This is a genomic window from Curtobacterium sp. NPDC090217 (assembly GCF_044746705.1).
Taxonomy (GTDB): domain Bacteria; phylum Actinomycetota; class Actinomycetes; order Actinomycetales; family Microbacteriaceae; genus Curtobacterium.
Genome location: NZ_JBIVCR010000004.1, coordinates 417501 through 430401 on the forward strand (window position 1 = coordinate 417501; position 12901 = coordinate 430401).

At 70.0% G+C, this 12901-nt stretch carries 11 protein-coding genes and 1 pseudogene; 4 read left to right on the plus strand and 8 right to left on the minus strand.

What is annotated here, in order from left to right; genetic code table 11:
* Positions 1-467: 467 nt before the first annotated feature.
* From ACIPJ2_RS16275 to ACIPJ2_RS16310, 8 genes and pseudogenes are all read right to left on the minus strand, one after another.
* On the minus strand, positions 468-1907 hold the full coding sequence (locus ACIPJ2_RS16275) for an MFS transporter (protein WP_281265055.1): 1440 nt from the start codon (positions 1905-1907) through the stop codon (positions 468-470).
* A gap of 199 nt (positions 1908-2106) precedes the next feature.
* A pseudogene (ribA, locus tag ACIPJ2_RS16280) lies at positions 2107-2730 on the minus strand (GTP cyclohydrolase II); the annotation flags it as partial.
* Positions 2731-2759: 29 nt separating this feature from the next.
* Positions 2760-3818, minus strand: coding sequence for a bifunctional diaminohydroxyphosphoribosylaminopyrimidine deaminase/5-amino-6-(5-phosphoribosylamino)uracil reductase RibD (gene ribD, locus ACIPJ2_RS16285; RefSeq protein WP_402729721.1), 1059 nt, complete (start codon positions 3816-3818; stop codon positions 2760-2762).
* Between the two features lie 75 nt (positions 3819-3893).
* Positions 3894-4466 carry a GNAT family N-acetyltransferase gene (locus ACIPJ2_RS16290; RefSeq protein WP_402729681.1) on the minus strand — a complete coding sequence of 191 codons (573 nt, stop codon included), beginning with the start codon at positions 4464-4466 and terminating at the stop codon, positions 3894-3896.
* A 2-nt stretch (positions 4467-4468) separates the two neighbouring features.
* Positions 4469-5479: a tryptophan--tRNA ligase gene (trpS, locus tag ACIPJ2_RS16295; RefSeq protein WP_402729682.1), complete on the minus strand. Its 1011-nt coding sequence runs from the start codon at positions 5477-5479 to the stop codon at positions 4469-4471.
* A gap of 36 nt (positions 5480-5515) precedes the next feature.
* Positions 5516-6358 (minus strand): exodeoxyribonuclease III, encoded by an 843-nt coding sequence (locus ACIPJ2_RS16300; RefSeq protein ID WP_402729683.1) that lies wholly within the window; start codon positions 6356-6358, stop codon positions 5516-5518.
* 114 nt (positions 6359-6472) lie between these two features.
* Positions 6473-6745 carry an HPr family phosphocarrier protein gene (locus tag ACIPJ2_RS16305; protein ID WP_111106577.1) on the minus strand — a complete coding sequence of 91 codons (273 nt, stop codon included), beginning with the start codon at positions 6743-6745 and terminating at the stop codon, positions 6473-6475.
* A gap of 71 nt (positions 6746-6816) precedes the next feature.
* Positions 6817-7587: a DeoR/GlpR family DNA-binding transcription regulator gene (locus tag ACIPJ2_RS16310; protein ID WP_281265051.1), complete on the minus strand. Its 771-nt coding sequence runs from the start codon at positions 7585-7587 to the stop codon at positions 6817-6819.
* Positions 7588-7885: 298 nt separating this feature from the next.
* Between ACIPJ2_RS16310 and ptsP the strand changes: the two genes are divergently transcribed.
* The 4 genes from ptsP to ACIPJ2_RS16330 all read left to right on the plus strand — a co-directional run bounded on the left by ptsP (position 7886) and on the right by ACIPJ2_RS16330 (position 12812).
* Positions 7886-9541 (plus strand): phosphoenolpyruvate--protein phosphotransferase, encoded by a 1656-nt coding sequence (gene ptsP, locus ACIPJ2_RS16315; protein WP_402729684.1) that lies wholly within the window; start codon positions 7886-7888, stop codon positions 9539-9541.
* Positions 9542-9605: 64 nt separating this feature from the next.
* Positions 9606-11144: a PTS mannitol transporter subunit IICB gene (locus ACIPJ2_RS16320; RefSeq protein ID WP_281265049.1), complete on the plus strand. Its 1539-nt coding sequence runs from the start codon at positions 9606-9608 to the stop codon at positions 11142-11144.
* Between the two features lie 73 nt (positions 11145-11217).
* Positions 11218-11655 (plus strand): PTS sugar transporter subunit IIA, encoded by a 438-nt coding sequence (locus tag ACIPJ2_RS16325; RefSeq protein ID WP_281265048.1) that lies wholly within the window; start codon positions 11218-11220, stop codon positions 11653-11655.
* Positions 11652-12812 carry a mannitol-1-phosphate 5-dehydrogenase gene (locus tag ACIPJ2_RS16330; RefSeq protein WP_402729685.1) on the plus strand — a complete coding sequence of 387 codons (1161 nt, stop codon included), beginning with the start codon at positions 11652-11654 and terminating at the stop codon, positions 12810-12812. The genes ACIPJ2_RS16325 and ACIPJ2_RS16330 overlap by 4 nt, the downstream gene beginning before the upstream one ends.
* Positions 12813-12901 lie beyond the last annotated feature (89 nt).

Here is a 12901-nt window from a genome sequence, read left to right on the forward strand (position 1 = left end):
ACATTGACGCTCGGTGCTTGTCAACCTGAGTTGACGCGCAGGGGCGGGTTGGGGTGGGTGCGGTGGGTGCTCTGGGTGCGCTGGTGGCTTCGGCGGACTGACGGGACCGACTCAGAACGACAAGATCGCTGTCGTACGACAACGACCTTGTCGCTGCGGCGCGTCTGCAGCATCCCGCGCGCGCAAGGAACGACAGCATCGTTGTCGTACGACAGCGATGCTGTCGTTCGGGAGCGGGGCGGAGCGGGGCGGCGGCAGGGGCGGTCGGCGCCGGCCGGGGCGAGCGGGGCGGGGTGGTCGTATCGCGCGCAGGAGGTCGAATCGCGCGTAGGCGGCGCGTTTTTCCGCGCACCTACGCGCGATTCGACCTCCCATCGCGCGCGTTGTGGGAGGGAACGTGCGCGCAGACGGACGGGAGGCCCGGTGCCAGCTGGCACCGGGCCTCCCGTCTCGGACGATGGTCGCGTCTACGGCGCGAGGCTGCCGGACGTGTGCACGTGCCCGTCCGAGGCGGTCGGGTCGGCGTGGACCCGCGGTGCGTCCCCGTCGCCGAAGTCCCCGCCCTTCGTCTCGCGGATGAAGAGCAGTGCGACGAGCGTGACGACGGCGGCGATGGTCAGGTACAGCCCGACCAGGAAGATGTTGCCGTCGGGCTTCCACAGCGCGAGCGCGATCGTCGGTGCGAGCGACGCCCCGAGGATCGACGCGACGTTGTACGCGATCGCCGAACCCGTGTAGCGGACGTTCGTCGGGAACAGCTCGGGGAGCAGCGCGCCCATCGGGCCGAACGTCAGCCCCATCAGCGACAGGCCGACGATGAGGAAGGTGACGACGGTGATCGGGCCGGTCGAGGCGGCGAACCAGAACTGGAACGTCAGACCGAAGAGCGCGATGCCGATGGTGGTCGGGATGAGGGTCTTCCGACGGCCGAACTTGTCGGCGAGGAGCCCGGCGATCGGCGTGAAGATGCCGAAGAACACCACGCCGATCATCAGCAGCGTCAGGAACTCGCCGCGCGAGTAGCCGAGGCCGACCTTCGGGACGAGTGCCGAGGCGGTCGACCCGGTGGTGCCGTAGGACAGCGTGAAGGTCGTCATGAAGTAGAAGAGCACGTAGGTGGCGACCATGCCGAGCGTGCCGACGATGAGTGCGCGCCACGAGGTGCGGAACACCCGTCCCAGCGGGACCTTCGCGACCGTGCCGGACTCCTGCACGCCGCGGAAGACCGTCGACTCGACCAGCCGGAAGCGGACGTACAGCCCGACGAGCACCAGCACGGCCGACAGCAGGAACGGCAGACGCCAGCCCCATGCCTGGAAGTCGGGGTTCGGGGTGCCGTCGGCGCCGGCGGGCATCGCGGCGTTGATCGCGATGAACAGGCCGTTGGCGAGCAGGAAGCCGATCGGGGCGCCGAGCTGCGGCATCGAGCCGAAGACGCCGCGCTTGCCCTTCGGGGCGTTCTCGGTCGCGAGCAGGGCCGCACCGGACCACTCGCCACCGAGGCCGACACCCTGTGCGAAGCGCATCACGGCGAGGAGGACCGGTGCCCAGATGCCGATCGAGTCGAACGTCGGCAGGCAGCCGATCAGGAACGTCGCCGTGCCCATCACGAGCAGCGATGCGACGAGGGTGGTCTTCCGGCCGATGCGGTCACCGAAGTGACCGAAGATGATCGAGCCGACCGGACGCGCGAAGAACGCGAGCGCGAACGTCACGAACGACGACAGCTGCGACGCGGTGGGGTCCTCGTTCGGGAAGAACAGGGTCGGGAAGACGAGGACCGCGGCGGTCGCGTAGACGTAGAAGTCGTAGAACTCGATGGACGTGCCGATGAGGCTCGCGACGACGACGCGGGAACGCGGGTTCGTGGCGGGTGCGGGTGCTGGTGCTGCCGATGTGGCGGACATGGGACGGTGTGGACTCCGAGCAGAGCGTCGTGCAGGCGACGCAGCGGTACCGGACTGCGGACACCGATCGGTTCGCGCAGGTGGCGCTGGTGTTCGACCGGGTGCGTTCGGTTGGTGATGTACCGCTTGTGACGGGAGACCTCAGTGTACGACGGATGTCGGCAACCTGCGAATCCGCCGAGGAGCTGGTATCCCAGTGTCAGTTGTGCGCGCCGACCTGCAGGTGTCCGGGGAGTTCGTGGCCCATGCGGTCGCGCTTGGTGTCCAGGTACCCGGCGTTCTGCGCCGAGACACCGACGACCAGGGGGACCAGTGTGTCGACCGTGATGCCGTGCTCTTCGAGCTGACGACGCTTCTCCGGGTTGTTCGACAGCAGCCGCACCCGGCCGATGCCGAGGTCGGTGAGGATGCCGGCGGCACCGCCGTACTCGCGGGAGTCCGCGGGGAGACCGAGCGCCAGGTTGGCGTCGAGCGTGTCGAGGCCGTCTTCCTGCAGCCGGTAGGCCTTCAGCTTGTTGACGAGTCCGATCCCGCGTCCTTCGTGGCCGCGCAGGTAGACCACGACGCCGCCTTCCGCGGCGATCGTGTCGAGGGCGGCGTCGAGCTGCGGACCGCACTCGCACTTCAGCGAACCGAATGCCTCTCCGGTCAGGCACTCCGAGTGCACCCGCACGAGCGCGCCGTCGGTCGGTGCGGAGCCGTCGGGCAGCGCACCGATGATCGCCACGTGCTCGGCACCGGTCACCAGGTCGCGGTACGCGCGCATCTCGAAGGTGCCGTGGCTCGTCGGGACGTTCGTGGACACCTCGAACTGGACCGGACTCCCGGGGGTGGGGGAGGTCAGCGCGTCGGTCATGGGGTACTCCGGTCGTTACGGGCCCCGTCGTTCGTGTGGTCGTCGTGGCGGCGTCGCTCAGGGTCGCGACCGGACGGACGTGCACGCACCAGCAGGTCAGGGCCGAGGCTGGTTGTCGATAGTACGTCCAACCGCAGACGTTCGTTCATGCTTCCCACACCGACGTCACCGAGCGCAACACGGGGGCCGCCGAGCACGACCGGCGCGACGTAGACGAGGTACTCGTCGACGAGTCCGGCGGCGATGAAGGCCGACGCGACGGTCGGGCCGCCCTCGACGAAGACCGTGCGGACACCTCGGTCGCCGAGCGCACGGAGCGCCGCATCGAGGTCGTGTCCTGGCAGCTGCACGAAGCCGCGGGGGTGGCGTCGGACGGCGGCGTCAGCGGGGACGGGGCGGTCGCCGAGGACGACCGCGAGGGGTTGGTCGGCGAGGAGTTCGCCGGCGTCGCCGCGTGCCGTCAGCGACGCGTCGTCGGCGAGCACGGTGCCCGTCCCGACGACGATCGCGTCGTGCGAGGCGCGCTGCTCGTGCACGTGCTGGCGGGCGGCCGCTCCCGTGATCCACTTGCTCGTGCCGTCGGCTGCTGCTGCCCGGCCGTCCAGACTCGACGCCCACTTCACGGTCACCCACGGGCGTCCCAAACGGACCGATGCGAGCCAGCGTTCGAGGAACGCGGAGGCCTCGTCCGCCAGGACGCCCGACACGACGTCGACACCGGCGGCTCGCAGCCGGTCGGCACCGCCGTGCACGTCCGCTCCGGGGTCGTCGATCGCGTACACGACGCGCCCCACGCCGGCCTCGATCAGCGCCACGGAGCACGGGCCGGTCCGTCCGGTGTGGTCGCACGGCTCGAGCGTCACGACGACGGTCGCCCCGCGGAGCTGCTCGGGTCGGAGCTTCGCCATCGCGTCGACCTCGGCGTGCGGCGTCCCGGCACCCTTGTGCCAGCCCTCCGCGAGCACCTCGCCGGTGGGGGAGAGCACGACGGCGCCCACTCGGGCGTGGTCGCCGAGCACGGGGCCGAGCGCTGCCAGTTCGAGTCCGCGGCGCATCGCCCTGACCTCGGCCGGCGATGCCGACGGGGCCGGGTCGGGAGTCGTCGGTGCGCTGCCGTCCACGGTCCGAGACTACCGGGCGGCCGCGAACGACTCGGCGGGCCAGGCGAGGTCGGATGCGGGCGTGCCGTCCGCGCGACGGAGCCCCTTCCAAGCCGAGGCAGGTGTGCCGTCCCGGTTCGGGATCACGGCGTCGCCGGTACCCGTGTACGAGAACCCGGCACGTCGTGCGACGCTCGCCGACGCCACGTTGCCCTCGTAGCACTCCCAGTACACGTCGGGGGCGCCACGATCGAACGCCCAGTCCACGACGAGCGTGACCGCTTCGTGCACGAGTCCGTGGCCGCGCGCGGACGGGGCGAGCCAGAACCCGATGTCGCGGCGCTGGGTGCGGTACGAGATGACGCCGACGAGCCAGGTCGACCCCGGCTGCCGGATCGCCCACGTGTACTCGCGGTCGGACGCCCACCCCGGCCCCACGAGCGCGTCGATGAAGGCGTTCGCGTCCTGCGGCCGGTACGGCGTGGGGATCGTCGTCCAGCGGATGACGTCCGGGTCCTGGCACGCTTCGGTGATCGCGACGGTGTCCGCACGGGTGGGGAGGTCGAGCCGGGCGCGCTCGGACGCCAGCGTGACGGGGAGCACGGTCAGCGCCGGACGCGCGGGACGAAGCCGATGCGGTCGTACACGCGCGCCAGGGTCGCATCGGCGATGGACTCGGCACGCTCGGCGCCGACGGCGAGCAGACGGTCGAGCTCCGCCGGGTCGTCGAGGAGCTCGAGCGTGCGGGCGCGCACCGGTTCGAGCTCGGCGACCACCGCGTCCGCGACCTCGCCCTTCAGGTCGCCGTAGCCTCGTCCGGCGAACGACGACTCGAGCTCGGCGACCGGGGTGCGCGTGAACGCCGACAGGATCGCGAGCAGGTTCGTGACACCCGGCTTGGCGGCACGGTCGGCCCGGATCTCGCGTTCGGTGTCGGTCACCGCGGACTTGATCTTCTTGGCCGTGCGCTTCGGGTCGTCGAGCAGGCGGATGAGCCCGTTGTCCGACGCGGCCGACTTGCTCATCTTGCTCGTCGGGTCCTGCAGGTCGTAGATGCGCGCCGACTCGGTGCCGATCTGCGCCTTCGGCACCACGAAGGTCTCGCCGAACCGCGAGTTGAACCGGTTCGCCAGGTCGCGGGTCAGTTCGACGTGCTGCCGCTGGTCGTCACCGACCGGCACCACGGCGGTGTCGTAGAGCAGGATGTCCGCGGCCATCAGGACGGGGTAGGTGAAGAGGCCCACCGACGCTGCCTCGGTCCCCTGGCGCGCCGACTTGTCCTTGAACTGGGTCATGCGGCTCGCCTCACCGAAGCCCGTGAGGGTGTTCAGCACCCACGCGAGCTCGGCGTGCGCGGGCACGTGCGACTGCACGAAGAGGGTCGACTTCGACGGGTCGATGCCCGATGCGATGTACTGCGCAGCGGTGGCACGGGTGCTCGCGCGGAGCTCGGCCGGGTCCTGCGGGCTCGTGATGGCGTGCATGTCGACGACGCAGTAGATCGCGTCGTGGTCGTCCTGCAGGTCCCTCCACTGCATGAGGGCGCCGATGTAGTTGCCGAGGTGCAGCGAGCCGGCGGACGGCTGGATGCCCGAGAAGATGCGGGTCGTGGTCATGGTGGTGTTCCTGTACTGCTGGAAGAGGGTGGGGAGTCAGAGCTCGTAGTCGACGACCACGGGGGCGTGGTCGGACCATCGCTGGTCGTACGCCGCGGCGCGGTCGACCGTGTAGGAGCTCACCTTCGCGGCGAGGTCGGGCGTGGCCATCTGGTAGTCGATGCGCCACCCGGTGTCGTTGTCGAAGGCCTGGCCGCGCCAGGACCACCACGTGTACGGACCGTCGACGTCGCCGGCCTGGCCACGACCGACGTCGACCCAGCCGAGGCCGGTGCCCGTCGACCCGTCAGCACCCTCGACCTGCTCGCCGTCGGCGCCGAAGAAGCGGCTGAAGTACGCGCGCTCCCTGGGCAGGAAGCCGGCACGCTTGACGTTGCCCTTCCAGTTCTTGATGTCGCGCTCGTCGTGACCGACGTTGAGGTCACCGACGACGACCGCGAGCGAGTTGTGCTCGCGGAGTTCCGGCAGTCGCTCCGTCATCGCGTCGAGGAACTTCCACTTCTCGTCCTGCTTCTCGGTGCCGACCTCGCCCGAGTGCACGTACGTCGACACGACGGTCACGAGGGTGCCGTCGATCTCGTAGTCGGCTTCGAGCCAGCGACCGGCGGAGTCGAACTCCGACGGTCCGAGCTCGACGCGGTGGATGTGCGCCGTGTGCCGTGACGCGATCGCGACGCCCGCGCGGCCCTTCGCCGAGGCGGGGTCGTGCACGATGTCCCACCCGTCGCCGAGGAGCGCGGTGAGGTCGTCGGTCGATGCGCGGACTTCCTGCAGGGCGAGGACGTCGACGCCCCGCCCGTCGAGCCAGTCGCCCATGCCCTTGCGGAACGCGGCGCGGACGCCGTTCACGTTGACGGATGCGAGGCGCAGGCGTGTCATGCAGACCACCTTATCGGCGGCCGCCGACAGCCCTGGACGCGACCAGGAAAGACGGGAGGCACGGTGCCAGCCGGCACCGTGCCTCCCGTCAGGACGTGGTCGCGACGCGCGCGATCAGGCCGCGTCGTGGTCCGTCTTCAGGAACTCGACCAGGCTGTCTGCAGTCGTCTCAGCGTCGTCGCCGGACACGGTGAGGGTGACCTCGTCGCCGTTCTCGACGCCGAGCCCGAGGAGCCCGAGGATGCTGCCGGCGTTCGCGGACTTGTCGCCCTTGGCGATCGTGACCTGGTGACCCGACGCGGTGACGGTCTGGACGAAGAGCGACGCGGGACGAGCGTGCAGACCGGATCCGCTGGCGACGGTGACGGTGCGGGTGGCTTCGGACATCGATGAACTCCTAGTCGATGGGTGGTGCGCTCATGGTAGCGAGCAGGGGGTGGACGGAACCGGGCGGGCGGTCAGGGACGGCCGGGCCAGAAGACCTCGGTGCCTGCTGCCTCGACCTCGCGGACGAGGTCCAGGTTGACGGCTGGGTCGGTGATGATCGTGTCGATCGCGGCCAGTGGGGCGACGCGACCGAACTCCTCCCGGCCGAACTTCGTGTGGTCGGCGAGCAGGATGCTCCGGCGGGCCGACTTGATCATGGCGCTCTTCACGGCGGCCTCCGCCATGTTGTGCGTCGTGAGACCGCGCTCCGGGGTGATGCCGTTGATGCTGATGAAGGCGACGTCGACGCTCACCATGCCGATGAGCTGGTGCGTCCAGGTGCCGACCCCGGCCAGGGAGTCGCTGCGGATGTTGCCGCCGAGCAGGTGCAGGTCGATCCCCGGGCGGTTGGCGACGGCCATCGCGACGGGGAGCGAGTGCGTGACGACGGTCAGGCCGCGGTCGGTGGGGAGCATCTCGGCGAGGCAGATCGTCGACGTGCCGGCGTCGATCATGATCGAGCCGTTCTCCGGCAGTTCCTCGAGCGCGGCCTCGGCGATGACCATCTTCTCGGCCTGGTTGATGCCGCCGCGATCGCCGACACCGGGGTGCAGCGTGATCCGCTCGACGGGGATCGCACCACCGTGGGCGCGGCGGACGAGGCCGCGACGCTCGAGCGACGTCAGGTCACGCCGGATCGTCTCCGGGGTGACCTCGAGCAGCTCGGCCAGGTCCTTGACGTCGACCCGGCCGTTGGCGCGCGCCTGCTCGACGATGCGCTGGTGGCGCTCTGGTGCGTACATCGGACCTCGGTGTCTCGGGAGGGTGTCGGGTGGAGCGGTCCGGCTCGAACGGATCAGAACGGGCACGGACGGCGGTGTTCGTCGGGATCGACGCCCGAACTGGGGGCGGCTCAGACCGAAACGGGCATCTGTTTGTGCATTTTTATCCCCGGATGTGTTTGTTTGTCAACGCGGATCGATGTAGTGTGCTGCCAAGCCGCACGGGCGTGGTCCGTTCGTGCCGCTGTGCACCGAACCACCAGAACGACCAGAACCACCGGCCCCCACCGCAAGCGCGCGTGAGATGAAGGAGTCTCGAATGTCCGAACTGCTCGGAACCGGCGTCGGCCGCGGCGTTGCCCACGGCCCCGTGCTCCGGATGGCGGACCCGCTCGGCGAACCGTCGACCGCGGCGCTCGAGGGCTCGGCGGACGACGCGAAGCAGGCGGTGCACGAAGCGCTCGCCGCGGTGGCCGAGGACCTCACCAAGCGCGGACAGCTCGCCGGTGGCGACGCCCAGGCCGTGCTCGAGGCGCAGGCGCTCATGGCGCAGGACCCCACGCTCCTCGACGACGTGCACTCCCGCATCGACGGCGGCACCAACGCCGAGCGCGCGGTGTTCGAGGCCTTCGGCCAGTTCCGCGACCTGCTCGTCTCGATGGGCGGCTACATGGGGGAGCGCGCGACGGACCTCGACGACGTCGCCCAGCGCATCATCGCCAAGCTCCGGGGCGTGCACGCACCCGGTGTGCCCGAGTCGGACACCCCCTTCGTGCTCGTCGCCCGCGACCTCGCCCCCGCTGACACCGCACTCCTCGACCTCGACAAGGTCCTCGCCCTCGTCACCCGTGACGGCGGCCCGACCTCGCACACCGCGATCCTTGCCCGCGCCAAGGGCATCACCGCGATCGTCGGTGTCACCGGCGCCGACGACCTCGCCGACGGCCAGACGGTCGTCGTCGACGCCGCTGCCGGCACCGTCGTCACCGAGCCGTCCGCCGAACTCGTCGCCGACGTCGAGCAGCGCATCGCCGACCGCCTCGCCGCCGCAGCAGCGCCCCTCACCGCTGGTGCCCTCGCCGACGGCCACGTCGTGCCGCTCCTCGCCAACCTCGGGAGCCCGGCAGACGCCGCCGGCGCCGTCGCTCTCGGTGCGGAGGGCGTGGGGCTCTTCCGCACCGAGTTCCTCTTCCTCGACTCCCCGAAGGCCCCGACGGTCGACGAGCAGAAGGAGTCGTACAAGCAGCTCCTCGCCGCGTTCCCCGGCAAGAAGGTCGTCGTCCGCGCGCTCGACGCCGGCGCCGACAAGCCGCTGCCGTTCCTCACCGACAAGGACGAGGAGAACCCGGCGCTCGGACGCCGCGGGCTCCGTGCGCTCCGGAACCACCCCGAGGTGCTCCGCGACCAGCTCACCGCGCTCGCGCAGGCCGACGCCGAGACCGAGGCCGACCTCTGGGTGATGGCACCGATGGTCGCCGACGCCGAGGAGACCGAGTACTTCGTCGACCTCGCCCGTGAACTCGGGATCAGGACCGCCGGCGTGATGGCCGAGGTGCCCTCGCTCGCGCTGATGGCCGAGCAGGTGTTCCAGTCGGCCGACTTCGTGTCGATCGGCACGAACGACCTGACCCAGTACACGATGGCCGCCGACCGCATGCTCGGCACCGTCGCGAGCTACCAGGACCCCTGGCACCCCGCCGTCCTCCGTCTCGTCGCGCAGCTCGGCACCGCCGGTGTCGGCGCGTCGAAGCCCGTCGGCATCTGCGGCGAGGCCGCCGCCGACCCGCTCCTCGCCGTCGTCCTCGTCGGACTCGGCGCCACCACCCTCTCCATGACCCCCGCAGCCCTCGCCGACGTGCGTGCCGAACTCGGCAAGCACACCCTCGACGAGGCCCGCGAGATGGCCCAGGCGGCACTCGCCGCGTCCACGGCGGCAGCAGCCAAGTCCGCCGCCGCGGCCGCGCACGCCGTCTGAGCCCACCCAGCACCACCCCTTCCCTGACACAGCAGCAGCACCACCACACAGAAAGTCACCGCACATGACAACGTCGTCCGTTGCAGCGCCCGACGCCCCCGCGAAGTCGCGGGGCGGCGCACGCGTCGCCGTTCAGAAGTTCGGCACGTTCCTCTCCGGCATGGTCATGCCCAACATCGCGATCTTCATCGCGTGGGGCATCATCACCGCCTTCTTCATCGAGACCGGCTGGACCCCCGTGGGCATCCTCGGCGGGTTCGGCGAGACGAACGGCGTGGCCAACATCGGCCTCGTCGGTCCGATCCTGACCTACCTCATCCCGCTCGCGATCGCGATCCAGGGCGGCCGGATGGTCTACGAGACCCGCGGCGCCGTCGTCGGCTCGATCATGACGATGGGCGTCATCATCGGCGCCAACGGCACCACGATGATCCTCGGCGCGATGATCTGCGGGCCGCTCGGCGCGTACCTCATCAAGCAGATCGACAAGATCTGGGACGGCAAGATCAAGCCGGGCTTCGAGATGCTCGTGAACAACTACGCGGCCGGCATCCTCGGCTTCGTGCTCGCGATGATCGGGTTCTTCTGGCTCGCCCCGCTGTTCAAGCTGATCGCCGAGGGGCTCGGTGCCGCGGTGAACTTCCTCGTCCAGCACTCGCTGCTGCCGCTCGCGAGCGTCATCATCGAGCCGGCGAAGGTGTTCTTCCTCAACAACGCGATCAACCACGGTGTGCTCGACCAGCTCGGCGCGCAGCAGGTGCAGGCGTCCGGCAAGTCCATCCTGTTCCTCCTCGAGGCGAACCCCGGCCCCGGTCTCGGCATCCTCCTCGCCTTCACGTTCTTCGGTGTCGGTATCGCCCGCTCGACCGCTCCCGGCGCGATCATCATCCAGTTCTTCGGCGGCATCCACGAGATCTACTTCCCGTACGTGCTGCAGAAGCCGGTCCTGTTCATCGCCGTCATCCTCGGTGGTGCAACCGGTGTCGCGACCAACGTGGCGTTCCACTCCGGCCTCGTCGCTCCCGCATCGCCCGGGTCGATCTTCGCCGTGCTCGGTGCGACCGCGAAGGACAGCTTCGTCGGCGTCATCCTGTCCGTGCTCTTCTCCGCAGCGGTGTCCTTCGCCGTGGCGTCGTTCTTCCTCATCGCCACCCGCAAGCGCGACCTCGCGTCCGGCGGCGGCGACATGGCGGCGGCGTTCGACAAGATGCAGGCCACCAAGGGCCGTGACGCCAACGCGGCGACCGCCGGTCTCTTCGGCGGCAACGCCCCGGCGAACGCCGACGAGGCAGCTGCCGTCGGCGGCACCACGACCGCGACCCGGGTCGAGAACGTGGTGTTCGCCTGCGACGCCGGCATGGGCTCGAGTGCCATGGGTGCGAGCGTCCTCCGCAACAAGATCAAGAAGGCCGGCATCGAGGGCGTCACCGTCGTCAACAAGGCCATCGCGAACCTGTCCGGCGACGAGGACCTCGTCATCACGCAGGAAGAGCTGACGGACCGCGCCAAGCAGAAGACCCCGAACGCACAGCACGTGTCGGTCGGCAACTTCATGAACGCGCCGCAGTACGACCAGGTCGTCGAACAGCTCAAGAACCAGTAACGCAGTGCAGTATCGGAGGGGGTGGGCCACGGCCTGCCCCCTCCACCACGTCCACGAAGCAAGGAGAACACCCATGCCCGTCCTGCAGGAGAGCCAGATCCGCATCCACGCCGAGGACACCGCTCCGACCAAGTCGGAAGCGATGAAGGAGGCGGCCGAGATCCTCGAGGCTGCAGGCGCGGTCACCGGTGAGTACTACCCGGCGATGCTCGAGCGCGAGAAGAGCGTCTCGACGTACATGGGCAACTTCCTCGCCATCCCGCACGGCACCAACGACGCGAAGGACGCCATCAAGTCGTCCGCGCTGTCGTTCATCCGCTACGCGGCCCCGATCGACTGGGACGGCAACGAGGTCCGCTTCGTCGTCGGCATCGCCGGGGTGAACAACGAGCACCTCGACATCCTGTCCAAGATCGCGATCGTGTTCTCCGACGAGGACCAGGTCCAGGCGCTCACGGACGCCCCCGACGTCGCCGCGATCCTGGCCATCCTCGGCGAGGTCAACGAGTGACCGACCAGCGCACCGCCGTCCACTTCGGCGCGGGGAACATCGGCCGCGGCTTCGTCGGGCTGCTCCTGCACGAGGCCGGCTACGAGGTCGTCTTCGCCGACGTCGCCGCGCCGCTGATCGACGCCCTGGCCGCTGCCGACTCGTACACCGTGCACGAGGTCGGTGCCGGTGCCCGTGACCACGAGGTCACGAATTTCCGTGCACTCAACAGCGCCCAGGACGAAGCCGCCGTGGTCGCCGAGATCGCGGCGGCCGACATCGTCACCTGCGCCGTCGGTCCGAACGTGCTGAAGTTCATCGCCCCCGTGATCGCCGCGGCCCTCCAGGCACGACCGGCCGACGCCGCACCGATCGCCGTGATGGCGTGCGAGAACGCCATCAACGCGACCGACCGGCTCCGCGAGTTCATCGTCGACGCGCTGCCGTCGGACGCCCGCGACCAGGCGCTCGCGAAGGCCGTCTTCGCGAACACCGCGGTCGACCGCATCGTCCCGGCCCAGCCGGAGGGCGCCGGCCTCGACGTCACCGTCGAGACGTACTTCGAGTGGGCCATCGACCGCACGCCGTTCGGGGGCCCCGAGCCGGGGATCCCCGGCGTGCACTACGTCGACGGCCTCGCGGCGTCGATCGAGCGCAAGCTCTTCACGGTGAACACCGGGCACGCCACGGTCGCGTACCACGGGTTCCTCGCGGGAGCGGACAAGATCTCCGACGCCATCGCGATCCCCGCGGTCCGGTCCGAGCTCGAGTCGGTGCTCGCCGAGACGAGCGACCTCCTCGTCCGTCGCCACGAGCTCGACCCGGAGTTGCACCGCGCCTACGTCCAGGCGATCATCGGCCGGTTCGAGAACCCGCACCTGCCGGACACGGTCACCCGCGTCGGTCGGCAGCCGCTCCGCAAGCTCTCCCGCGACGAGCGATTCGTCTCACCGGCAGCGGCACTCGCGGAGGACGGCACCGAGCCCGTCGCGCTCCTCGACGCGATGGGCGCTGCGCTCCGCTTCGACGTCCCCGACGACGAGCAGAGCGTCGAGCTGCAGGCGCTGCTCGCATCCGACAAGTCGGATGCCGACGTCGTGACCGAGATCACGGGTCTGGGTGCGGAACACCCGCTGCACGCGGCGTTCGCGGACCGCGTGCGCGTCGCGCGCTCCTAGCCACGCGCGGACGGGAGGCCCGGTGCCAGCTGGCACCGGGCCTCCCGTCTGTCTCGGACTCCTGTCCAGGGCGGCGGGTACCGTCCGGG

Bases quoted from the DNA above. Each gene is read 5' to 3' on its own strand.
- ACIPJ2_RS16275 (WP_281265055.1), bottom strand. From the start codon at position 1,907: ATGTCCGCCACATCGGCAGCACCAGCACCCGCACCCGCCACGAACCCG.
- ribD (WP_402729721.1), bottom strand. From the start codon at position 3,818: ATGCGCCGCGGACTCGAACTGGCAGCGCTCGGCCCCGTGCTCGGCGAC.
- trpS (WP_402729682.1), bottom strand. From the start codon at position 5,479: ATGACCACGACCCGCATCTTCTCGGGCATCCAGCCGTCCGCCGGCTCG.
- ACIPJ2_RS16300 (WP_402729683.1), bottom strand. From the start codon at position 6,358: ATGACACGCCTGCGCCTCGCATCCGTCAACGTGAACGGCGTCCGCGCC.
- ACIPJ2_RS16305 (WP_111106577.1), bottom strand. From the start codon at position 6,745: ATGTCCGAAGCCACCCGCACCGTCACCGTCGCCAGCGGATCCGGTCTG.
- ACIPJ2_RS16310 (WP_281265051.1), bottom strand. From the start codon at position 7,587: ATGTACGCACCAGAGCGCCACCAGCGCATCGTCGAGCAGGCGCGCGCC.
- ptsP (WP_402729684.1), top strand. From the start codon at position 7,886: ATGTCCGAACTGCTCGGAACCGGCGTCGGCCGCGGCGTTGCCCACGGC.
- ACIPJ2_RS16320 (WP_281265049.1), top strand. From the start codon at position 9,606: ATGACAACGTCGTCCGTTGCAGCGCCCGACGCCCCCGCGAAGTCGCGG.
- ACIPJ2_RS16325 (WP_281265048.1), top strand. From the start codon at position 11,218: ATGCCCGTCCTGCAGGAGAGCCAGATCCGCATCCACGCCGAGGACACC.